The sequence below is a fragment of the Pseudomonas sp. AMR01 genome, assembly GCF_041946035.1.
GTDB lineage: Bacteria > Pseudomonadota > Gammaproteobacteria > Pseudomonadales > Pseudomonadaceae > Aquipseudomonas > Aquipseudomonas antarctica_B.
Window position 1 is genome coordinate 18,903 of sequence record NZ_JAUTYR010000020.1, and the last position, 22,491, is coordinate 41,393.

General features: G+C 60.1%; 20 protein-coding genes and 1 pseudogene. 8 read left to right on the top strand and 13 right to left on the bottom strand.

The window, feature by feature from the left end; all coding sequences use genetic code 11:
* Nucleotides 1-37 precede the first annotated feature (37 nt).
* Entirely contained in the window at nucleotides 38-676 is a 639-nt protein-coding gene (locus Q7C20_RS17760) for a peroxiredoxin (protein ID WP_348061479.1), read from the bottom strand.
* A 273-nt stretch (nucleotides 677-949) separates the two neighbouring features.
* Nucleotides 950-2,320: an OprD family porin gene (locus Q7C20_RS17765; RefSeq protein ID WP_348061481.1), complete on the bottom strand. Its 1,371-nt coding sequence runs from the start codon at nucleotides 2,318-2,320 to the stop codon at nucleotides 950-952.
* A 371-nt stretch (nucleotides 2,321-2,691) separates the two neighbouring features.
* Here Q7C20_RS17765 and Q7C20_RS17770 point away from each other — a divergent pair.
* A pseudogene (locus Q7C20_RS17770) lies at nucleotides 2,692-3,226 on the top strand (hypothetical protein).
* 132 nt (nucleotides 3,227-3,358) lie between these two features.
* Here Q7C20_RS17770 and argA read toward each other — a convergent pair.
* Nucleotides 3,359-4,657 (bottom strand): amino-acid N-acetyltransferase, encoded by a 1,299-nt coding sequence (gene argA, locus Q7C20_RS17775; RefSeq protein ID WP_348061483.1) that lies wholly within the window; start codon nucleotides 4,655-4,657, stop codon nucleotides 3,359-3,361.
* A 135-nt stretch (nucleotides 4,658-4,792) separates the two neighbouring features.
* Entirely contained in the window at nucleotides 4,793-5,941 is a 1,149-nt protein-coding gene (gene argE, locus Q7C20_RS17780) for an acetylornithine deacetylase (RefSeq protein WP_348061485.1), read from the bottom strand.
* 158 nt (nucleotides 5,942-6,099) lie between these two features.
* Between argE and Q7C20_RS17785 the strand changes: the two genes are divergently transcribed.
* Nucleotides 6,100-7,467 carry an inorganic triphosphatase gene (locus tag Q7C20_RS17785; RefSeq protein ID WP_375069121.1) on the top strand — a complete coding sequence of 456 codons (1,368 nt, stop codon included), beginning with the start codon at nucleotides 6,100-6,102 and terminating at the stop codon, nucleotides 7,465-7,467.
* A gap of 115 nt (nucleotides 7,468-7,582) precedes the next feature.
* On the opposite strand, the gene Q7C20_RS17790 is transcribed toward Q7C20_RS17785, so the two are convergent.
* On the bottom strand, nucleotides 7,583-8,053 hold the full coding sequence (locus tag Q7C20_RS17790) for an Lrp/AsnC family transcriptional regulator (RefSeq protein ID WP_375069123.1): 471 nt from the start codon (nucleotides 8,051-8,053) through the stop codon (nucleotides 7,583-7,585).
* 127 nt (nucleotides 8,054-8,180) lie between these two features.
* On the opposite strand from Q7C20_RS17790, the gene Q7C20_RS17795 reads away from it, so the two are divergent.
* The 6 genes from Q7C20_RS17795 to Q7C20_RS17820 all read left to right on the top strand — a co-directional run bounded on the left by Q7C20_RS17795 (nucleotide 8,181) and on the right by Q7C20_RS17820 (nucleotide 13,435).
* The gene (locus Q7C20_RS17795) at nucleotides 8,181-8,519 is read left to right on the top strand and encodes a hypothetical protein (protein WP_375069125.1); all 339 of its coding nucleotides are present in this window, start codon (nucleotides 8,181-8,183) and stop codon (nucleotides 8,517-8,519) included.
* An 81-nt stretch (nucleotides 8,520-8,600) separates the two neighbouring features.
* A complete protein-coding gene (locus tag Q7C20_RS17800; RefSeq protein WP_375069126.1) occupies nucleotides 8,601-10,292 on the top strand; it encodes a GspE/PulE family protein in 1,692 nt (563 codons plus the stop codon).
* 77 nt (nucleotides 10,293-10,369) lie between these two features.
* Entirely contained in the window at nucleotides 10,370-11,290 is a 921-nt protein-coding gene (locus Q7C20_RS17805; protein ID WP_078739672.1) for an SPFH domain-containing protein, read from the top strand.
* 10 nt (nucleotides 11,291-11,300) lie between these two features.
* Nucleotides 11,301-11,747 (top strand): NfeD family protein, encoded by a 447-nt coding sequence (locus Q7C20_RS17810; RefSeq protein WP_348062318.1) that lies wholly within the window; start codon nucleotides 11,301-11,303, stop codon nucleotides 11,745-11,747.
* Between the two features lie 68 nt (nucleotides 11,748-11,815).
* The gene (locus Q7C20_RS17815; RefSeq protein ID WP_057723397.1) at nucleotides 11,816-12,130 is read left to right on the top strand and encodes a DUF2388 domain-containing protein; all 315 of its coding nucleotides are present in this window, start codon (nucleotides 11,816-11,818) and stop codon (nucleotides 12,128-12,130) included.
* 162 nt (nucleotides 12,131-12,292) lie between these two features.
* Nucleotides 12,293-13,435 carry a DegT/DnrJ/EryC1/StrS family aminotransferase gene (locus tag Q7C20_RS17820; RefSeq protein WP_375069130.1) on the top strand — a complete coding sequence of 381 codons (1,143 nt, stop codon included), beginning with the start codon at nucleotides 12,293-12,295 and terminating at the stop codon, nucleotides 13,433-13,435.
* A 68-nt stretch (nucleotides 13,436-13,503) separates the two neighbouring features.
* Here Q7C20_RS17820 and gcvH read toward each other — a convergent pair whose 3' ends face one another.
* The 8 genes from gcvH to pepP all read right to left on the bottom strand — a co-directional run bounded on the left by gcvH (nucleotide 13,504) and on the right by pepP (nucleotide 22,482).
* Nucleotides 13,504-13,887: a glycine cleavage system protein GcvH gene (gcvH, locus tag Q7C20_RS17825; RefSeq protein ID WP_375069131.1), complete on the bottom strand. Its 384-nt coding sequence runs from the start codon at nucleotides 13,885-13,887 to the stop codon at nucleotides 13,504-13,506.
* 53 nt (nucleotides 13,888-13,940) lie between these two features.
* Nucleotides 13,941-15,023 (bottom strand): glycine cleavage system aminomethyltransferase GcvT, encoded by a 1,083-nt coding sequence (gcvT, locus tag Q7C20_RS17830; RefSeq protein WP_375069133.1) that lies wholly within the window; start codon nucleotides 15,021-15,023, stop codon nucleotides 13,941-13,943.
* Between the two features lie 157 nt (nucleotides 15,024-15,180).
* On the bottom strand, nucleotides 15,181-16,797 hold the full coding sequence (locus Q7C20_RS17835; protein ID WP_348061244.1) for an iron ABC transporter permease: 1,617 nt from the start codon (nucleotides 16,795-16,797) through the stop codon (nucleotides 15,181-15,183).
* 150 nt (nucleotides 16,798-16,947) lie between these two features.
* Nucleotides 16,948-17,952, bottom strand: coding sequence for an extracellular solute-binding protein (locus tag Q7C20_RS17840; RefSeq protein ID WP_375069135.1), 1,005 nt, complete (start codon nucleotides 17,950-17,952; stop codon nucleotides 16,948-16,950).
* 318 nt (nucleotides 17,953-18,270) lie between these two features.
* Nucleotides 18,271-19,488 carry a 2-octaprenyl-3-methyl-6-methoxy-1,4-benzoquinol hydroxylase gene (locus Q7C20_RS17845; protein ID WP_375069197.1) on the bottom strand — a complete coding sequence of 406 codons (1,218 nt, stop codon included), beginning with the start codon at nucleotides 19,486-19,488 and terminating at the stop codon, nucleotides 18,271-18,273.
* 9 nt (nucleotides 19,489-19,497) lie between these two features.
* The gene (locus tag Q7C20_RS17850; protein WP_375069137.1) at nucleotides 19,498-19,983 is read right to left on the bottom strand and encodes a DUF4442 domain-containing protein; all 486 of its coding nucleotides are present in this window, start codon (nucleotides 19,981-19,983) and stop codon (nucleotides 19,498-19,500) included.
* A complete protein-coding gene (ubiH, locus tag Q7C20_RS17855) occupies nucleotides 19,976-21,163 on the bottom strand; it encodes a 2-octaprenyl-6-methoxyphenyl hydroxylase (RefSeq protein WP_375069138.1) in 1,188 nt (395 codons plus the stop codon). Before ubiH ends, Q7C20_RS17850 begins: the two co-directional genes overlap by 8 nt.
* Nucleotides 21,160-22,482 (bottom strand): Xaa-Pro aminopeptidase, encoded by a 1,323-nt coding sequence (gene pepP / locus Q7C20_RS17860; protein ID WP_375069140.1) that lies wholly within the window; start codon nucleotides 22,480-22,482, stop codon nucleotides 21,160-21,162. Before pepP ends, ubiH begins: the two co-directional genes overlap by 4 nt.
* Between the last annotated feature and the right edge of the window lie 9 nt (nucleotides 22,483-22,491).

Genomic DNA, 22,491 nt, shown 5'->3' on the forward strand with positions numbered 1-22,491 from the left:
GCTACCGGGAGCAAGCCCCCTCCCACATGGATCGGTGTTAACGGTTGGGTTGTGGGGTAAGCCGCAGATACGGCTTCACCGCGCGATATCCCTTGGGAAAGCGCTTCTTGATCTCTTCCTCGTCCTTGAGCGACGGCACGATCACCACTTCATCACCGTCCTGCCAGTTGGCCGGCGTGGCTACCTTGTGGTTGTCGGTCAATTGCAGCGAATCAATGACCCGCAGAATTTCGTGGAAGTTACGGCCGGTGCTGGCCGGGTAGGTGATGGTCAGGCGAATCTTTTTGTTCGGGTCAATCACGAACAACGACCGCACCGTGAGGGTGTCACTGGCGTTCGGGTGGATCAGGTCGTAGAGGTCCGACACTTTGCGATCGGCATCGGCCAGGATCGGGAAGTTGACGACGGTGTTCTGGGTTTCGTTGATGTCTTCGATCCACTTGTGGTGCGAGTCCACCGGGTCGACCGACAGGGCGATCGCCTTGACGCCGCGCTTGGCGAATTCGTCCTTGAGCTTGGCGGTGAAGCCCAGCTCGGTGGTGCACACCGGGGTGAAGTCGGCCGGATGGGAAAACAACACGCCCCAGCTATCGCCCAGCCATTCGTGGAAACGAATGGTGCCGGCGCTGGAATCCTGTTCGAAGTCGGGGGCGATGTCGCCCAATCTTAGGCTCATGATGTGGCTCCTGATGAGTGCTTATGGAGCCCACTGTGCATGGGTTGGAGATTATTTAAAAAGAATAAATATCGATTTATTTAGACGATAAGGGAATATTAAAAATCTGTTCATTGGACGCCGCAACGGCCGAGGAGCACCATTGATTTCAAGGTTCGAGAAGGCCTTGAGACGCTGTACAAAGAGGGGATTCGGGGAGGGCTTGCGGGGGTTGAGCCTGACCTGAAAGCAACATACCTTGCCCGGCATTGCGCCGGGCAAGGCTTAACGCAGTTACTTGAACGCGTAGCTGTAGCTGACGATTACACGGTTTTCGTCTTGATCGCGCGCGGCAGCAACATCGTTGCGCCACATAGCGTTTTTCCAGGCGACACCGAGGTTTTTCAGCGGGCCTTCCGGGATCACGTAGGCAACAGTGATGTCACGTTCCCACTCGGACTGACCAGTGAACTCGGCACGGCTACCGTTGACGGTATCGATATCAGTACCTTTGAGGTACACGACACCGGCGGTCAAGCCAGGCACGCCAACCTTGGCGAAGTCATAAGCGTAACGAGCTTGCCAGGTGCGTTCGCCGGCACGGGCGAACTTGGCAATCTGCATGTCAGTGGTGATGTAGGCAGACGAACCGTCGCCCTGGTTCAACCAAGGGAAGTCGCTGCTACCGTTGCTGACTTGGTAACCGCCACCGAAGGTGTGGCCGGCAACGGTGTACAGGAACAGGCCGCTGTACAGGTTGTTATCGACCTTGCCGCGACCGGAGTTGACGCCGCTGTAGTTGCCCGAAGAGAAGTAGGCGGATTCGTGGCCGTTCTTACCGTCATCGGAGCTGTTGAAGTAACGCAGGTCAGATTTCAGTACACCCGGGCCGATAGCCCAGTTGTGGGTCAAGCCCAGGAAGTGCTGCTTGTAGAAATCTTCCAGGTTGCCGTAGTAGTACTGAGCCGTCAGGTCCTTGGTGATCTTGTAATCACCACCGGCGAAGTAGAACTTGTTGCTGTCACGCCAGTTGGCGCCACGGCTGTTTGCACCCGAAATGGACAGGTTGTCAACGTTGCTGGAGTTACGACCCTTGGCCTTTTCGATCTGACCGGCAACCAGCGTCAGGTCTTTGATATCGTTCGAAGTGATCTGGCCACCCTGGAAGGTCTGCGGCAGCAGACGACCATCGTTGGTCACGATAACCGGCAGCTTGGGTTGCAGAGTACCCAGCTTCAATTCGGTCTGAGAGATCTTGGCTTTGGCAGTCAGGCCCAGGCTCGAGTAGTTATCAACAGCTTCGCCGTTGGACTTGCTCGGGAACACGGTGCCGCCGTAGGAAGTGGCAGTGGCGCCGTTGGTGCCGCCGCCCGAATCCAGACGTACGCCCAACAGGCCGATAGCATCGAGACCGAAACCGACGGTGCCTTGGGTGAAACCGGAGATGAAGCGCAGATCGAAGCCTTGGCCCCATTCTTCTTGCTTGCTCTGAACACCGGCGCGCTTGTTGGCTGCAGTGCCAGCAGCGGAGTCACGGTTATCAGTGTTGATGTAAAAGTTACGCAGCCCCAGCGTAACCTTGCTGTCATCGATAAAACCGGCGGAGTTTGCCTGTTGGGCAATCGCAGCTACAGCCACGGCCAACGCCAATGTTGACTTCTTCATGTACCGCTCCTCTCATTTCTAATTTTTGTATTTCTTAGGTCCCGGGTCTGACGCCCTGGATCCACAGATGCGCGATTAGCGCCAGATAGTGGCTACCAAGTCAATCGTAACTTGGTTTGTCTACTACCTTGGTCTAATCGCAGTTGATTTGGTCCCTGCAGGGTAATGAGTTTTTCATACACCCAAAAAGAATTGTTTCGTCCTTTTTCATACGATTCAGGAATAAGCTTTTCCATGACACGAGCGGCTCAGCGTAGACCCACGCGCACCATAAGCTAATACCTAAACGATATTTGCTTGGCTTTTTTTAGATCGATTAGTGTGGCCGTACTGTTGCATACGTCACCCACGATCAAAAAGGCGACGCCATCATGGCCAGTGGCATATCCTCCCGTCAAATTGTTACAGTTTTTGTGTCACTAATTCTTTCTTTTGGTGTCAGAGCCGCCGGTTCAACAGTGGGCCAAAGGTTGTCACCGCCATCGTCTCCGGCGGAGTACAACTAGACAACCTGGGTTCCAGCCCCTCGCAGCGGCGGCTTCACGCAATCTACCGAGCATGGTGTTTATCGTATCGGCGCAGATCAATACTTCTGAAGCCTTGGTGGTGCGCAAAGATTTTGCGGAAAAACATCCTGACGTGGTGGCCAGGTTTGCCAACGTCACGCTGGATTCTTTTGCCGACTATGCCGCGCGCAAAAACAGCTGGACGGTGGATTCGAAGCCCGTGCAGAAAATCGCTAAATTGACAGACTCCAATGCTGAGCTGTTGGCAGCCACTACGTTCCCGGATGCTCAGGCACAGCAAACCGATGCTCTGCTTAAAGGCGGTACGGCGAAGGCGGTTGGGGAGACGGTGTTGCCGGATTACTCGGCCTTTGTGACCGACAAATTTATCCGCCAATAAAGGCAATCAACTGTGGGAGCTGGCTTGCCTGCGATGCTGACACCTCGGTTTTTCAGTAACACCGAGGTGATGCTATCGCAGGCAAGCCAGCTCCCACATAAGCCAGCTCTTTATTAGGCAGAAGGTTCGGGCTTAAAGCGCCTTTTCGAAGATTTTCGAATTACGCTGATAGTTGTACAGCGACGCCCGCGCCGATGGCAGGCGATCCACGCTGCTCGGCACAAACCCACGCTCGCGGAACCAGTGAGCGGTGCGGGTAGTCAGCACGAACAACGTCTTCAACCCCTGCGCCCGCGCGCGCGTTTCGATACGTTCCAGCAACTCATCACCGCGCCCGCCGTGACGGTATTCCGGGTTCACCGCCAGGCACGCCAACTCACCGGCGTCCGAATCAGCGATCTGGTACAGCGCCGCACAGGCGATGATCATGCCTTCGCGCTCGACCACGCTGAACTGCTCGACCTCGCGCTCCAGCACTTCCCGCGAACGGCGTACCAGAATGCCCTGCTCTTCCAATGGGCTGATCAGGTCGAGCAAGCCGCCGACGTCTTCAATCGCCGCCTCGCGCACCAGTTCGAATTGCTCCTGGGCCACCAGCGTACCGCCGCCGTCCCGGGTGAACAGTTCGGTGAGCAAGGCGCCGTTTTCGGCATAACTCACAATGTGGCTGCGCCCTACCCCGCCACGGCAAGCCTCGGCGGCAGCGTCCAACAGTTCCGCCTGGTAGTTGCTGCCCAGGCGCAACAGGTGCGCCGGCACTTGTTGCGGGCGCAGTTCACGCACCAGTCGGCCATGTTCATCAATCAGGCCAAGGTCGGCGCCAAACAGCAGCAGCTTGTCGGCGCCCAGGTCGATGGCGGCGCGGGTGGCGACGTCTTCGCAGGCCAGGTTGAAGATTTCACCGGTGGGCGAATAGCCCAGCGGCGACAGCAGCACGATGGAGCGCTCGTCCAACAGACGGTTGATGCCTTTGCGGTCGACGCGGCGCACTTCGCCGGTATGGTGATAGTCCACGCCTCCGAGCACGCCGATCGGACGCGCCGTCACCAGGTTGCCGCTGGTCACACGCAGGCGCGAACCCTGCATCGGCGAGGACGCCATGTCCATGGACAAGCGCGCTTCAATGGCGATACGCAAGTGGCCGACGGCGTCGATCACACACTCCAGCGTCGCGGCATCAGTGATGCGCATGCCTTCGTGGTAAACCGGGGTCAAGCCGCGCGCTTCAAGACGGGTTTCAATTTGAGGGCGCGAACCGTGCACCAGCACCAGCCGCACACCCAGGCTGTGCAGCAGCACCAGGTCGTGGACGATATTGCCGAAGTTGGGGTGTTCCACACCGTCGCCGGGCAGCATGACCACAAAGGTGCAGTCCCGGTGAGCATTGATGTAGGGCGAAGCGTGACGAAGCCAATTAACGTATTCGGGCATAAAACCTGGGCCTGTAATAAAAAGCAGCCGAAAAAGGATGATTCGTGAAAGCGCACAACGGGCTGATGGTTATCGTCGGAACAGGCTTGGCGACACGCTCGCTCTCCTTCTATGTACGAATGGGCAGGGGTTAATTTACGCGGGTTTCAGGCAGTAATGCTCAATCAGTTCGCGCAATAGACGCACTGTAGGCGTCAACCGTGACATTTCGAGGTACTCGCCCGGCTGATGGGCGCAGGCGATGTCGCCAGGGCCTAACACCAGGGTTTCGCAACCGAGGCGCTGAAGATAAGGCGCTTCGGTGCCGAACGCTACTGCTTCGGCACGATGACCGGTCAATCGTTCCGCAACCCGCACCAGTTCGGCGTCTTCGGCTTGCTCAAACGGCGGCACTTCGGGGAACAGCGGCGCGTAATCAATCTTCACTTTGTGCCGTTCGGCCAAGGGTTCGAGCTTCTGGCGAATGGCGTTGCGCAGCACCTGCGGGTCCATGCCCGGCAACGGCCGCAGGTCGAACTCCAGGGAACACTGGCCGCAGATGCGGTTGGGGTTATCGCCGCCATGGATGCAGCCGAAGTTCATGGTCGGTTGCGGCACGCTGAATTGCGGGTTGCGGTACTCGCGCTGCCAGGCCAGGCGCAGGCCACGCAGTTCGCCGATGGCGTCGTGCATGGCTTCAAGGGCGCTGTGGCCCAGGCTTGGATCCGATGAATGGCCGCTTTGACCGAGGATATCGATGCGCTCCATCATCACGCCTTTGTGCAGGCGAATCGGCTTGAGCCCGGTCGGCTCGCCGATGACTGCGGCGCGGCCCAACGGGCGCCCCGCTTCGGCCAGCGCACGGGCGCCGGACATCGAGCTTTCTTCATCGCAGGTAGCAAGAATAAGCAGCGGTTGCTTGAACGGTTGGTCCAGCAACGGCAACACAGCTTCAATCGCCAGCGCGAAAAAACCCTTCATGTCGCAGCTGCCCAGTCCTACCCAGCGGCCGTCGACTTCCGTCAACTTAAGCGGATCGGTCTTCCACAACGCGGCGTCATACGGAACGGTATCGCTATGCCCCGCCAGCACCAGCCCGCCGGGCCCGCTGCCGAAACTCGCGAGCAGGTTGAATTTGCCGGGGCTGACTTGTTGAATGTCGATGGCGAAACCCAAATCGCCCAGCCAACTGGCGAGCAAATCAATCACCGGGCGGTTGGTCTGGTCGAGAGACGCTTGGGTGCAACTGACCGAAGGCGCGGCAATCAATGCGGCGAACTGCTCTTTCATGGACGGTAATGGCATGCGCGGTCTCTCAACTTCACGGATGAGCCCCACTATAGAGCCATCTGCACGACACAATAAACCGTTGCGGCACGTTGCCGGGCTCAGTCCTGTACACTGCACGACCTTGGCAGCCACTCTTTTTCCCGGCTGCGCTCCCGATCCTGGATTTTCCGGCCATGCAGAAAGAAACCGAAATCAAGCTCCGCGTCAGCCGCGAAACACTCGCCGCGCTGCGTGAGCACCCGCTACTGAAAAAACGCAACAAAAGTGGCTGGGAACGCCGTGAGTTGATGAACCAGTATTTCGACACCCCCGAGCGCGACCTGGCCCAGGCCAAAGTCGCCCTGCGCCTGCGCAAGGACGGTGACGAGATCATCCAGACCCTCAAGACCCGCGGTCAAAGCATCGCCGGCTTGTCGGAACGTAACGAGTACAACTGGGACTTGCCCAAAGCCAAGCTCGACGTGAAAAAGCTCGACGGCGAATGCTGGCCCGAGCAACTGGCCGAGCTGGACAAAAAGACCCTCAAGCCAATTTTCACTACCGACTTTGTGCGTGAACGCGCTGAAATCGCCTGGGGCCGTGGCAAGGCCAAGGTAGTGATCGAAGCCGCTTTGGACCTGGGCCATGTAGTGGTCGGCAAGCAGAAAGAAGAAATCTGCGAGCTGGAGCTGGAGCTGCGTGAAGGTGAGCCGGCTGCCCTGCTGGAACTCGCCGCCGAACTGGCCGCGACCCTCGCGCTGATGCCCTGCGATATCAGCAAGGCCGAGCGCGGCTACCGCCTGTACGACGCCAGCAGCTACTCCCTGAGCCTGCCGGCACCCGACGTACACGCCGAAATGCCGTTGGACGATACCTTCGCCGCGATCATGTGGCACTTGCTCGGCAGCAGCCAGCGCCTGGCCGAACAGTATCGGTTCAACGGCCACTGGCGCTTGCTGCAAGATTGGGTCGACAACCTTGGCGAATTGCGCGCTCTGATCGGCAGCCTGGGCCAGGCCGCACCGCGTCAATCGACCAGTGAACTGCGCAGCGCACTCGATGCCTTGCTGGAAGACTGGCGCCCGCTGGTACAAGCCGGCGACGACGATGAAGACATCCGCAAAGCCGCGCCGGAACAGTTCATCGAAGAATTGGACGACGTGCGTTGGGGCTTGTTCTCACTGAACGCTTCGCGCTGGTTGCTGGCCCGCACCTGGACCGCCGACCGCAATGTGCGTGGCAACCGCCAGGGCGCCGCGCAAATCACCAACTGGCTGCCGCGCCTGCTGGCCGACGACGCCGTCGCCCTGCAACTGCAGCGCTACCAGCAGCAGCCGGAAGATTTGGCTGAGCAACTGCCGCGCATCGAGCGTATTCAGGCGTGGCTGCACCATGCACGTCAGGTGGTGGACATCCCGGAGCTGGACCGTCTGTACGGCGAGCTGAACAAGTTGGCGCAATTGGCCAACCAGCCGATCACCGATGAGTCGCTGGATGCGCGGATGCATCAGGCGATTGCGGTTTATCAGAACCGCGCCTGGAAGACTTTGCTGCGTCTGTAATCCAACTGACGCCTCGATCAAAATGTGGGAGCGGGCTTGCTCGCGAAAGCGGTGGATCAGACACACATTCAGTGACTGACACTACGCTTTCGCGAGCAAGCCCGCTCCCACACGGTCAGCGCAATACTGGCAGACTGGTGGTGGACTTGATCTCCGACAACGCCACAATCGAATTCACCTCCTGAATCCCCGGCACCATCGACAACTTCTCGAAGAAAAACCGCTCGTACGCCTCGATGTCCGACGTAACAATCCGCAGCAAAAAATCCACCGACCCCATCAACACATAACACTCCAGCACCTCCGGAAAGCCGCGAATCGCGTCGGTGAATTCCGTGAAGTTCGATCGGCCGTGGGCGTTGAGTTTTATCTCGGCAAAAATCTGCGTGTTGAGGCCGATTTTCTTGCGGTCCAGCAGGGTGACCTGCCCGCGAATCACACCCTCCTCCTTGAGCCGCTGGATGCGCCGCCAGCAGGGCGACTGCGACAGGCCAACCTGCTCGGCGATCTGCGCACTGGAGAGCGAGGCGTCTTCTTGCAGCAAGGCCAGAATACGGCGGTCGTAGGCATCTAACTCGCTGCGCATAAAATTACCTTTTTTCGTGTTTTTCTTGAATTGATTGATTCGATGATTCGCCAATCAGGCCCATCTTAGGTAAGAAATCTCCCCTGGCGAATGTAAAAATTTCTCCAGTCGAATCTGGAGAATCAGCATGCACGCCGTCGAAACCGCCCAACCCGCCTCCCGCGTCGATGCGTGGGCCGTCACCAACGCCCATTGTCAGGCGCATTATCGGATCGTCGCCGAGGCAGAACCGGATGTGCTGTGCCGAGTGCTTAACTATTTTGCCCTGCAGTTTTTGACGCCCCAGCACGTCTGCGTGAACCGCGAAGATGACCTGTTGAACATTGATATCGTGATGGACGGATTGAGCTGGCACCGCGCCCAGGTGATCGGTGAAAAGATTCGAAACCTGATCAGCGTGTGCTCGCTGGACCTGTGGCCGGCTGATGCTGCGCGGCCTGAGGCGGTAATGGCCGTCGCTCGGTAAAAGCCTGCAATACACGCCGGGAGGAGGAATGACAGGAGGTAGCTAGCCTGCGATCACACCCATGCTAATCAGGAATTCCAAATGCCCGCCGCCTTGCCAGATCGTCGACTGGACCTGCAACAATTGCTGCCTGTATTGGTCGAGCAAGGGTTGATTGCGGCGGATTTGGCGCGCCGGTTGTCGACGGTCGTCTCGACCCTGCACCCTCTGGAATGCATCGCGGCCGAGGGGCCTTGCCTGGAAACGCTGATGCAATGGCTTGCCCGTGACGCCGGGCAGCCCTATCTGCGCATCGACCCGCTGAAGATCGACGTGGCAACGGTCGTGCCCCTGATGTCCCAGGCATTCGCGCAGCGCCATGCCATTCTTGCGGTGGCCGTGGATGCGCAGACCGTTACCGTTGCCAGCGCACAGCCCTACATCACCGGCTGGGAAAGCGGGTTGGCGCAGGTGCTCAAACGCTCGATTACCCGCGTGGTCGCCAACCCACAGGACATTCAGCGTTGCACCGACGAGTTCTACCGGCTGGCCAAGTCGGTCAGCGGTGCTGATCGAAAGGCCGCGCCACCGGGCCATCCCGAACTGCTCAGCCTCGGCGCCAGCGATAAGGAGCCGGATGCCAATGACGCGCATATCGTCAATATTGTCGACTGGCTATTGCAGTACGCCTTCGGCCAGCGGGCCAGTGATATCCATATCGAGCCGTGTCGTGATCAGGGCCGCGTGCGTTTTCGCATTGATGGGCTGCTGCACGACGTTTATCAGTTTCCACCCCAGGTCACGATGGCGGTTGTCAGCCGCCTGAAAAGCCTGGGCCGGATGAATGTGGCGGAAAAACGCAAACCCCAGGACGGCCGGGTCAAGACCAAGAGCCCTTCCGGCGTCGAAGTGGAACTGCGCCTCTCCACTTTGCCGACGGCATTTGGCGAGAAACTGGTGATGCGAATTTTCGACCCCCAAGTGTTGCTAAAGGATTTTGACCAACTCGGCTTGTCTGCTGAAGACCAGCAGCGCTGGCATGCCATGACCCGTCACAGCAACGGCATCATCCTGGTCACAGGGCCGACCGGCTCGGGCAAAACAAGCACCCTCTACACCACGCTCAAGCAATTGGCGACCCGGGAGGTGAACCTGTGCACGGTGGAAGACCCGATTGAAATGGTCGAGCCCGCCTTCAACCAGATGCAGGTACAGCACAACATCGACCTGACCTTCGCCAGCGGCATTCGCGCACTGTTACGGCAAGATCCGGACATCATTATGATCGGCGAGATTCGCGACCAGGAAACCGCCGAAATGGCGATCCAGGCTGCGCTGACCGGCCACCTGGTGCTGTCGACCCTGCACACCAACGATGCGCCCGGAGCGATCAGCCGTTTGCAGGAACTGGGCATTGCGCATTATTTGATCAAAGCGACGCTGATAGGCGTGATGGCGCAGCGCCTGGTGCGGCTTTTGTGCCCTCACTGCAAACGCGCGGTGGATGCGCTGGAAACTGTCCACGAGGCTATCGGTTGCAACGAGTGTCGTGACAGTGGCTATAGAGGCCGCGCCGGGCTCTACGAAATCATGGTGGTCGACGAGGCGCTCAAGACGCTGATCATCCCCGGTGCGGATGCGCAGGCGTTACGCCATGCGGCGCGGGAGAACGGTATGTGCAGCCTGCGCGCCGCCGGGATCAGCAAAGTGCACGCAGGGCTGACAACCATGGCAGAGGTATTACGGGTGACACCTGGGGATTCAGAAACAAATGCTTTGGTCGTTGGGCCATGAAACCGTTCTTATCCCTGAGCAGACCGTTACACTCGGGCGAACGTCGTTTCACTGACACCATCAGATAGGGAATCGCTATGCAGATCGGAACCGTACTGCTTCTTTTCGTGGGGTTGGCCGTGGCCATCCTGTTCATGGGCTTCAAGGTGGTGCCTCAGGGCTACCAATGGACCGTCGAGCGTTTTGGCCGCTATACCAACACCCTCAAGCCCGGCCTCAACATCATCATTCCGGTCATGGACCGCATCGGTCGCAAGATCAACGTAATGGAAAGCGTGCTGGATATTCCGCCTCAGGAAGTCATCACCGCCGACAACGCCACCGTGCAGATCGACGCCGTGTGCTTCTTCCAGGTGGTCAACACCGCCCAGGCCGCCTATGAGGTGAACAACCTCGAACACGCCATCCGCAACCTGCTGCAAACCAATATTCGTACCGTGCTCGGTTCCATGGAGCTGGATGCCATGTTGAGCCAGCGCGACGGTATTAACGAAAAACTGTTGCGCACCGTCGATGAAGCCACGGCGCCGTGGGGCATCAAGATCACCCGCATCGAAATCAAGGACATCAGCCCGCCTGCCGACCTGATGGCTGCCATGTCCGGCCAGATGAAAGCCGAGCGCATCAAACGCGCGCAAATCCTCGAGGCCGAGGGCCTGCGAGCGTCGGCGATCCTGACGGCCGAGGGCAAGAAACAGGCGCAGATCCTTGAAGCTGAAGGTAGCCGTCAGGCGGCGTTCCTTGAATCCGAAGCCCGTGAGCGCCAAGCCGAAGCAGAGGCGCGTGCCACCAAAGTGGTTTCCGAGGCCATCGCGTCGGGTAACGTTCAGGCGGTCAACTACTTCGTCGCGCAAAAATACATCGATGCCCTGGGCAAACTCGCTTCCGCCAACAACAGCAAGGTCATCCTGATGCCGCTGGAAGCGAGTCAGATGATTGGCTCCATTGGTGGCATTGGCGAGATCGTCAAGGCCACCTTCGACAACAAGAAAGGCTGAGGCAGTCGCCATGTGGGAATTCCTGCAGCATCTGTCGTTCTGGGATTGGCTGGCACTGGGTACGGTGCTGTTGATTCTTGAAGTGTTCGGCGCCGGTGGTTACCTGTTGTGGATGGGCATCGCCGCAGCGGCTGTGGGCGTCATCAAATTCCTGGTGCCGCCACTTGGGCTGGAATGGCAACTGCTGCTGTTCGCCCTGTTGTCGATCCTCACAGCGGTGTACTGGTGGAGGCGCCAGCGCAGCAGCGCGAAGGTCAGCGACCAGCCCGGTTTGAACATGCGCGGGTCCGAGTTAATCGGGCGCACTTTTGTGGTACATCAGGCGATCGTTGATGGTCGGGGCAAGATAAAAGTCGGTGATGGCGTGTGGATGGCAACGGGGCCAGACAGCCCTGTAGGCGCCCAAGTCCGCGTAATTGGGCAGGCTGGGGTCATTTTGCAAGTCGAAACTGTTTAGTCAGGATTGAACTCGATTGGGTTAACTACAATCATAACGTACAGATAACCCACCCGGAGTCACCCATCATGCGTCTCAAATATGCTGTCGCAACCCTTGCTGTGCTTTCCCTCCCTGTCGGTTCAGCGATGGCCGACAGCTTCTGGCGCAATGTCATCTCATCGGGCGCCACCACCGGCTCGACGTACCTGACCTTCAAGGATCACAAGATGGTGGTTGCCGCCCAAGACGACGCGGGCAGTTTTGTCGCCAGCGACGGCGGCATCCGCGGCCCGTACCTTGAAGCTGCCATGCAGAAAGTCCGCGCCGACAACCCTGGCCTGCAGGCCACGGATATGGAACTGGCCAACGCCATTCTCGCGAAAAATGCTGTCACCGAGTAATACTCGGCCCGTAAAAAATGCCGCTGATACAGCGGCATTTTTTTGCCCGCAACATGACGATTCATTCACGGGCGACAGGCTATATTCAGTCGAGCCGTGCAACCATGCGGTACTGATACGTTTAACACTCATCGCCTAACTGAAACGGATGCCTTCGTCGTCATGAGCCAACAGCCTTTTCTGCCGTTCTCCAAACCTACCATTGATGAGGCCACCATCTCGGCGGTCGGCGATGTACTGCGCTCGGGCTGGATTACCAGCGGGCCAAAAGTGCAGGCGTTCGAAGCACAGCTCTCGGAATACTTTGGCGGCCGTCCGGTGCGCACGTTCAACTCCGGCACTTGCACCATGGAGATCGCGTTGCGCATCGCCGGCATCGGGCCTGGTGATGAAGTAATCACCACGCCGATCTCCTGGGTCGCAACGGCCAACGTGATTCTGGAAGTGGGCGCGACGCCGGTGTTTGCCGATATCGACCCGGTCACTCGCAACATTGATCTGGCCCAGGTCGAAGCTGCAATCACCCCGCGTACCAAAGCCATCATCCCGGTGTACCTGGCTGGCTTGCCACTGGACATGCCGATGCTTTACGCACTGGCCAACAAGTACAACCTGCGCATTGTCGAAGACGCCGCTCAGGCCTTGGGCTCCAGCTGGGATGGCGAGCGCATCGGCGCTACGGGTGACTTCGTGTCGTTCAGCTTCCAGGCCAACAAAAACATCACGTCGTCCGAAGGCGGTTGCCTGGTGTTGAACAACGCCGAGGAAGCACGCCTGGCCGAAAAGTATCGCCTGCAAGGCGTTACCCGTACCGGCTTCGACGGCCTGGATGTGGACGTGTTGGGCGGCAAGTTCAACATGACCGATATCGCTGCAGCCATTGGCCTGGGGCAATTTGCGCATATCGAGAAGATCACTGCACACCGCCAGAACCTGGCAAGGCACTACTTCAAGTGCTTCGGCAGTGACTTTGAAGCGCAATACGGCGCGCAACTGCCGCCGGCAGATTTCGAAAACAGTAACTGGCACTTGTTCCAGTTGGTGCTGCCGGAACGTCAGGATGGCCTGCCAGCACGCGCGACATTCATGGAGCAGATGCAGGCCCACGGCGTCGGCATCGGCTATCACTACCCGCCGATCCACTTGCTGAGCCTGTATCGGGCACAAGGGTTCAAGGAAGGCATGTTCCCGGTGGCGGAAAAGGTTGGGCGTTTGATCGTGTCGTTGCCGATGTTTACGGCGATGACAGAGGCGGACGTGGAGCGGTCTGTAGCGGCAGTGAAAGCCGTACTGAAACCCGAGTAAACCCAATCAACTGTGGGAGCTGGCAAGCCAGCTCCCACATTGGTTTGTGCTGTTACTGCTAGCTGCGTTTATTCGCCGATGGCGGCTTTGTAGCCGGCGGCGTCCAGCAGCTTTTCAAGATCAGCAGGGTTGCTTGGCTTGAGTTTGAAGATCCAGGCAGCGTACGGGTCGGAGTTCAGCAGCTCAGGGCTACCGCTCAGTTCCTCGTTGACAGCGATTACTTCGCCAGCAATTGGCGCATAGATATCCGAAGCAGCCTTCACCGACTCAACCACACCCGCCTGTCCTTCAGCCTCAAACTGAGCGCCGACTTCGGCCAACTCAACAAACACCACGTCACCCAAGGCTTCCTGGGCATGGTCGGAGATACCGACGGTCACGGTACCGTCAGCTTCCAGACGGGCCCATTCGTGACTTTGTGCAAAACGCAGGTCGGCAGGGATATTGCTCATAGTCTGTGTCCTCAAGAAGAAATGTCAGCGGCCGCTGGCCTGCCGGAACTGGGTTAGATCAAGGTTTTGCCATGGCGCACGAAGGTCGGTTTGACCACTCGAACCGGGTACCACTTGCCGCGAATTTCCACTTCGGCCCGGTCGGCAGTCGCCATCGGTACGCGTGCCAGGGCAATGGATTTGCTCAGCGTAGGAGAGAAACTACCACTGGTGATCTCCCCTTCGCCAACATTGGCGATACGAACCACCTGGTGAGCGCGCAAAACCCCGCGTTCTTCCAGTACCAGCCCCACCAGTTTGAACTGCACACCCGCCGCTTTTTCCGCTTCCAGCGCGGCGCGGCCGATGAAGTTGCGTTCGGCGGGCTCCCAGGCAATGCTCCAGGCCATATTGGCCGCAAGCGGTGAAACGTCCTGGTGGATATCCTGGCCGTACAGGTTCATGCCGGCTTCCAGGCGCAGGGTATCGCGGGCGCCGAGGCCAATGGGTGAAATGCCGGCACCGACCAGGTCGTTGAAAAAACCTGGGGCCTGATCGGCAGGCAGGACAATTTCCAGGCCGTCTTCGCCGGTGTAACCCGTGCGGGCGATAAACCAGTCGCCGTCGGTCTGGCCCTCAAAGGGCTTGAGCTGGTGGATCAAGGTGCCGCGAGACTGGGTGACCAACTCGGCGATTTTCTGCCGGGCAAGCGGGCCTTGGATGGCGAGCATGGCCAATTCGGACCGCTCAAGCATCTGTACCGAGTAGCCGCCCAGTTGCGCCTGCATCCAGGCCATATCCTGATCGCGCGTAGCGGCGTTGAACACCAGCCGGTACCCGGTCTCGGTACGGTAGACGATCATGTCGTCCACCACGCCGCCCTGCTCATTGAGCATGGCGCTGTAAAGCGCACGGCCGCAGCCATGCAAACGATCGACATCATTGGCCAGCAAGTGCTGGAGCCATTCCTTGGCCTGAAGGCCTGTGACGTCGATCACGGTCATATGAGATACGTCAAACACCCCGCAGTCGCGTCGCACCTGATGGTGTTCTTCAACTTGCGAGCCGTAATGCAGAGGCATATCCCAACCGCCAAAATCGACCATTTTCGCGCCTAGGGCGAGATGCAGGTCATACAGAGGCGTACGCTGTCCCATGGGTTTCTCCTTCCGGGCGTGGCGAAGGTGCGCGGAGCTGCTGTTTGCGGCTGAATGCCTTGAATTACAAGGCCTGCAGCAACGCCCAGCGACCCGCTCCGAAAGACGAAGCGCACCGAATGCCGCGCATTGTAGCCGCAAGCCGTAGGACTGGCACCTAAGCGATTGGCCGCGCGGAGCGTCGAATCAACCCGATCACTGGCAACAGGCCAACCAGCACCAGGGTCAGCGCCGGCAAAGACGCACGCGCCCACTCGCCTTCACTGGTCATTTCAAAGATGCGTACCGCCAGGGTGTCCCAGCCAAATGGGCGCATCAGCAAGGTCGCGGGCATTTCCTTGAGCACATCGACAAACACCAGCAGCGCCGCGCTCAGGGTGCCCGGCAACAACAACGGCAGATACACTTTGCAAAACAGTCGCGGCCCGCTCACGCCCAGGCTGCGCGCCGCTTCCGGCAACGATGGGCGGATTCGCGCCAGGCTGTTTTCCAGCGGCCCATAGGCCACCGCCAGAAAGCGCACCAGATAGGCCAGCACCAGTGCCGACAGGCTGCCCAACAGCAACGGTTTACCTGCGCCACCCAGCAAGCCTGACAGCGGCACCACCAGTTCACGGTCGAGATAACTGAATGCCAGCATGATCGACACCGCCAACACCGAGCCCGGCAAGGCATAGCCGACATTGGCCAGGCTGATGCCGGAGCGAATCGCCCGAGTCGGCGCCAAGCGGTTGGCGAAGGCCAGTATCAGCGCCACGCTGACCGTGATCAGCGCCGCGATACCGCCCAGATAGAGGGTGTGGACGATCAGGCCGGCGTAGCGCTCATCCAGATCGAAGCGACCGCGCTGCCAAAACCAAACGACCAACTGCAGCATCGGAATCACAAAGGCGCAGGCGAATACCAAACCACACCAGCCACTGGCTGCCGCCGCCTTGAACCCACGCAGGTGATACAGCGCCTTGCCCCGTGGCCGCTCATTGCTCGGGCGACTGGCACCGCGGGCGCGCCGCTCGCCGTAGAGCACCAGCATCACCACCAGCAGCAACAGGCTGGCCAACTGCGCAGCGCTCGACAGGCTGAAGAAACCGTACCAAGTCTTGTAGATGGCGGTGGTGAAGGTGTCGAAGTTGAACACCGAGACTGCGCCGAAATCGGCCAGGGTTTCCATCAAGGCCAGTGCCACTCCGGCGCCAATTGCAGGGCGCGCCATGGGCAGCGCCACACGCCAGAACGCTTGCCAGGGCGATTGGCCGAGTACCCGCGCCGCTTCCATCAGGCCTTTGCCCTGCGCCAGAAACGCGGTGCGCGCCAGCAGGTAAACGTAGGGATAGAACACCAGCACCAACACAACCACTACGCCAGCGGTGGAACGTACGCGAGGCAAACGCAGCCCTGTACCGAACCACTCACGCAGCAGGGTCTGCACCGGGCCTGCAAAGTCCAGCAGGCCGACAAACACAAAGGCCAGCACGTAGGCCGGGATAGCGAAGGGCAGCATCAATGCCCAGTCGAGCCAGCGCCGGCCAGGGAATTCGCAGAGGCTGGTCAGCCAGGCCAGGCTTACGCCCAACACGGTCACACCCACACCGACGCCAAGCACCAGCGTCAGGGTATTACCCAACAGACGCGGCATCTGGGTTTCCCAGAGGTGCGACCAGATTTGCGCGTCGATGCTTTGCCAGGACAGTAGCAGCACGCTCAGCGGAAGCAGCACCAGAGCGGCGACGGTGAAGACCGGCAGGTACCAGCGACGTTGGGCGGGATGGGCCAATGTTGTTTCTCAGTGAATGAGTATCTTGAAGTTGCCATAAATCAAGGTGGGAGCTGGCTTGCCTGCGATGGCATCACCTCGGTGTCTCAGTCATACCGAGGTGATGCCATCGCAGGCAAGCCAGCTCCCACATTGGGATTTGCGGCGCTTTTAGTTCCAGCCAGCGCGATCCATCAGGCGAATGGCTTCTGCCTGGCGCTTGCCCGCCACTTCCACCGGCAAGGTATCCGCCACAAACTTGCCCCAGGTCGCGACTTCAGCCGACGGCGGTACCGCCGGGTTGGCCGGGAACTCCTGATTCACATCAGCAAAGATCTTCTGCGCCTCAGGCGTGGTCATCCACTCCACCAATGCTTTGGCGGCTTCCGGGTGCGGTGCAAATTTGGTCAGGCCGATGCCCGAGAGGTTCACGTGCACGCCACGGTCGCCCTGGTTCGGCCAGAACAGCTTAACTGCCAGGTCCGGCTTCTGCTTGTGCAGGCGGCCGTAGTAGTAGGTGTTGACGATGCCCACGTCGCACTGCCCGGCATTGATGGCCTCGATAACCGCAATGTCATCGGAGAACACGTCGGTAGACAGGTTATTGACCCAGCCCTTGACGATTTCTTCGGTCCTGGCCGCGCCATGGGTTTCGATCAGGGTGGCCGTCAGCGATTGGTTGTAGACCTTTTTCGCCGTGCGCAGGCAAAGACGGCCTTCCCACTGTTTGTCGGCCAGGGCTTCGTAAGTGGTCAGGTCACCCGGTTTCACGCGGTCGGTGGAATAGGCAATGGTTCGTGCGCGCAGGCTCAAGCCAGTCCAGGCATGTTTCGAGGAGCGGTATTGCAGGGGAATGTTCTTGTTGATCACCTCGGAGGTGAATGGTTGCAGGATGCCCATTTGCTCGGCCTGCCAGAGGTTGCCGGCGTCGACGGTCAGCAGCAGGTCAGCAGTGGCGTTTTCGCCCTCGGCCTTGATGCGCTGCATCAGCGGGGCTTCCTTGTCGGTGATGAACTTCACCTGCACGCCGGTTTTTTTTGTGTAGGCGTCGAACACTGGCTTGATCAGTTCGTCGATGCGCGAGGAGTAGACCACGACCTCGTCGGCCGCCTGCACGGTGGTGGTGCCGATAAGGGTGAGTGCCAGGGCAGTCAGGAGGCGCTTGGGTGCCAACATGGGTGCGGTCTCTCATTTGCAAGAAGTGGGCAAATGATAAGGACTCACATTTGGTGGCGCTTGGTGGAGGCGTTACCAGATGTTGCATGGCCGAGGTTTGCAGTGGGGCGGCTGGCCCCATCGCGACATAGATATCTACACAATCTTTAGAGGCTGTCGAAACTCCCCGTGGCGAGCGGGCTTGCCCCGCGTTGGGCTGCGTAGCAGCCCCAGTGAAGAAGCATGCGATGTTTCGGACGCACCGTGGAGGCGGTTTGGGGGCTGCTTCGCAGCCCAACGCGGGGCAAGCCCGCTCGCCACAGAGGGGCTGTGTTTGAATCAGGGTTTGGCCAGCTCGGGGAGGTCGCCGGTCAGGCCCAGGGCTTGGCGCACGAATACGGCCTTGGCTTCGGGCATCTGGTTGACCAGCTTCAACCCGGCGTTGCGCAGCCAGCGCAGTGGCAGTTGATCGGCCTGGAACAGCCGCTCGAAACCTTCCATTGCGGCCATCAACGCCAGGTTGTGCGGCATGCGCCGACGCTCGTAACGGCTGAGCACTTTCACATCCGCCAGGCGCTCGCCGCGCTCGTTTGCAGACAACAGCACTTCGGCCAGTGTGGCCGCATCGAGAAAGCCCAAATTCACGCCCTGCCCCGCCAACGGGTGGATCACGTGAGCCGCGTCGCCGATCAACGCCAGGCCTTCAGCCACGTAGCGTTTGGAGTGGCGCTGACGCAACGGCACGCAAACGCGCGGGTCGGCGCTGACCACGGTGCCAAGGCGCCCTTCAAAGGCGCGCTCCAGTTCACGGCAGAAGCTCTCATCATCCAGTGCCATCAGGCGTTCGGACTCAGCCGGCGTGGTCGACCAGACGATCGAACACCAATCCTCCTGCCCGTCCCGTACCAACGGCAGAAACGCCAGCGGGCCGGTGTCGGTAAACCGTTGCCACGCCGTGCGCTGGTGCGGCTGGCTGCTGCGCACGCTGGTAACAATGGCGTTATGCAGGTAATCCCATTCGCGGGTGGCGGTGCCGGTCAGGCGGCGTACGGCAGAATGTGCACCGTCGGCGGCGACCACCAGCGGCGCGCGCAATTTGCGCCCATCCGCCAGGGTCAGCAGCCAATCGTCGCCGGAGCGACGCATCTGTTCCAGACGCGCGTTGGCCAGCAGGCCCAAATCGCAGTCGTGCAGGCGATCCAGCAAGGCATCCTGAACCACACGGTTTTCGACGATATGCCCGAGCACTTCGGCGTGCACACTGGCCGCCGAAAAGTGGATCTGGCCGGTGCCGCTGCCGTCCCACACCTGCATCTCGCCGTACGGGCTGGCGCGCCGTTCGACGATGCCGTCCCATACGCCGAGGCGCTCAAGAATGCGCTGACTGGCCGTCGACAAGGCGCTCACGCGGGGTTCGAACGCCGCATCACGGTCGAACGGCTTGACGCTCAGCGGGCTGCCGTCGAGCAGCAGCACGTGCAGGCCACTGCCCTGCAATGCCAGCGCCAAGGCGCTTCCGACCATTCCGGCCCCGACAATCAGCACATCTGCGCGCATGTCCATGCTTTAAGCCTGCTTTGCTGGCGGCTTGCGCCGCACGTAAAGGGTTTTGTCGACTCGCGCCACCAGAGTGCCGGAGCCGTCATGAATCTCGACCTGGAGCTGGGGCAAATACTTCTCGCCCCCTTCGGTCTGGCGACGCACCTCATCGAGCAAGGCGTCGTCGATGGAAAATTCGGCGTACACCGGGCCTTTGCCCGGCGAGATGAAGTCAATGCTCGCGGCCTTGTCCCACACGATGTAGTCGCCGCCCAGGTTCTCCATCAGCATCAGCATGTAGAACGGGTCGACCATCGAATACAAGCTGCCGCCGAACTGCGTGCCGACGTAATTGCGGTTGTACCAGCCCAGGCCCATGCGCACTTTGACGTGACGAAAGTCGGCGCTCATCTGATGCACGCTGATACCTGCGCCCAGGTACGGCGGGTAGAGGGTCATGATCCAGCGCAACAGCCGCGCCTTGCCCAGCCGCTGGATCAGCCACTTACCCATCGGAGCGCGTACCCAGGCCCATGGCCTGACGAGCAAACCAGCGTTTGGCTGGCGGGAGTAAATCCAGGCCCAGCAGGCCCATGTTGCGGCCCAGCGCGACCAGTGGTTGAGCGCTGCCAAACAGCCGCGTCACTTGGTCGGAGAAGCCCACGGTCAATTTTTGATCCAGACGCTGACGCTCGCGGTAGCGCTGCAAGGTCGCCAGGTCGCCCGGGGTTTGCGGCCCGGCCAGCAAGGCTTCGGCCAAGGCGTTCGCATCGCGCAGGGACAGGTTGAAGCCCTGCCCGGCAATCGGGTGCAAGCTGTGGGCGGCGTTGCCGAGGACGACCAGGTGCGAGCGCACTTGCTCTTCGGCCTCCACCAGCGTCAGCGGATACAAATGCCGGGCGCCGACTTGCTTCAAGGTGCCCAGGCGATAGCCGAACACGCCCTGCAATTCGCTGAGAAAGCTGCGCTCATCGAGATTGGCCAGGCGCTGGGCGTCCATGCCGATGCGCGTCCACACCAGCGCGCAGCGGTTGTCCGGCAGCGGCAGCAACGCCATCGGGCCTTCATCGGTGAAGCGCTCGAACGCTTCGCCGTTATGGGACTCGCTCGGGGTGATGTTGGCGATCAGCGCGCTCTGGTTGTACGGCCGGGTTTTCACGCCAATGCCCAGTTGCTCGCGCAAGCTGGAGCGGCCACCGTCGGCGAGCACCGCCAGATCACACTCCAGAACCGTTTCATCATTGAGCGTAAGGCGATAGCCGTCAGGCAGCGGCTCCATGCGCGTAACTTCCGCCGGGCAGCGCCAACTGACCACTTCCTTATCCAGACCTTGCCACAGACACTGGCCGAGCCAGGCATTTTCCACGACATAACCCAGCGCGGGCACGCCCTCTTCCATCGCCGACAAGCGCGCGGTGGAGAAGCGCCCACGGTCTGACACGTGAATCTGTTTGATCGGCTCGGCGCGGCGGGCGATCTGCTGCCACACGCCCAAACGCTGATAAATCTGACGCGCGCCAAACGACAGCGCCGAGGACCGTGCGTCGTAGCTGGGCTGGTAGCTGTCGCCCGGAGCGAACGGCTCGATCAGCACGATTTTCCAGCCGCGCGCCTTCGCCCCGGCCTGCAACGCCAGCGCCAGGCTGGCGCCTACCAGGCCGCCGCCGATAATGGCCAGGTTGACCCGGCTCATCGGGCCGCCGCCATCAGCGCTTCGATGTCGGCGACGGTCTTGGGCACGCCGCTGGTCAGGATTTCACAGCCTTTTTTGGTCACTACCACGTCGTCCTCGATGCGTACGCCAATGCCACGCCATTTCTTTGCCACGTTCTGGTTGTCCGGTGAGATGTAGATACCCGGTTCCACGGTCAACGCCATGCCGACTTCCAGCACACGCCATTCACCGCCGACTTTGTACTCGCCCACATCGTGCACATCCATGCCCAGCCAATGACCGGCGCGGTGCATATAAAAGGCGCGGTGGGCTTCTTTGGCAATCAACTCGTCGACGTCACCCTGCAACAGCCCCAGCTTGACCAGCCCGGCGGTGATGACCTGCACCGTGGCCTCATGGGCCTGATTCCAATGCTTGTTTGGCGCGATCTCGGCAAACGCGGCTTCCTGTGAGGCCAGCACAATCTCGTAGATAGCCTTCTGTTCCGGCGAAAATTTGCCGTTGACCGGCCAGGTGCGGGTGATGTCGCTGGCGTAGCAGTCGATCTCGCAACCGGCGTCGATCAGCACCAGGTCGCCGTCCTTGAGCACGGCGTCATTCTGCTGGTAATGCAGGATGCAGCTGTTGCGCCCGGCGGCAACGATAGAGCCGTAGGCGGGCATTTTCGCGCCGCCTTTGCGAAATTCGTAGTCCAGTTCGGCTTCGAGGCTGAACTCATGCAACCCGGCACGGCTGGCCTGCATGGCCTTCACGTGGGCAGCGCAGGAAATTCGCGCAGCCTCGCGCATCACCTTCACTTCTGCCGCCGATTTATACAGGCGCATGTCGTGAAGCAGATGATCCAGGGCAACAAACTCGTTCGGCGGCTGGGCGCCGAGGTGCGCTTTAGAGCGGATCACGTTGATCCACTCCATCACGTGACGGTCGAATTCGGCATTGCTGCCCATGGCCGAATACACCCGGTCGCGGCCTTCGATCAGGCCGGGCAGGATGTCGTCAATGTCGGTAATGGGAAAGGCATCGTCGGCGCCGAAGTCGCGGATGGCGCCTTCGGTGCCGGCGCGCAGGCCGTCCCACAATTCGCGTTCGGCATTGCGCTCGCGGCAGAACAGCACGTACTCGCCATGCAGGCGACCGGGCATCAGCACGATCACCGCTTGCGGTTCGGGGAAGCCGCTGAGGTACTGAAAGTCGCTGTCCTGACGGTAGACATGCTCCACATCACGGTTGCGGATCGCCACGGCGGCAGCGGGCAGGATCGCGATGCTGTTGGGTTCCATCTGCGCCATCAGCGCCTTGCGGCGCCGGGTGTATTCCGCTCTGGGGATATGGATCATGGGCAGATG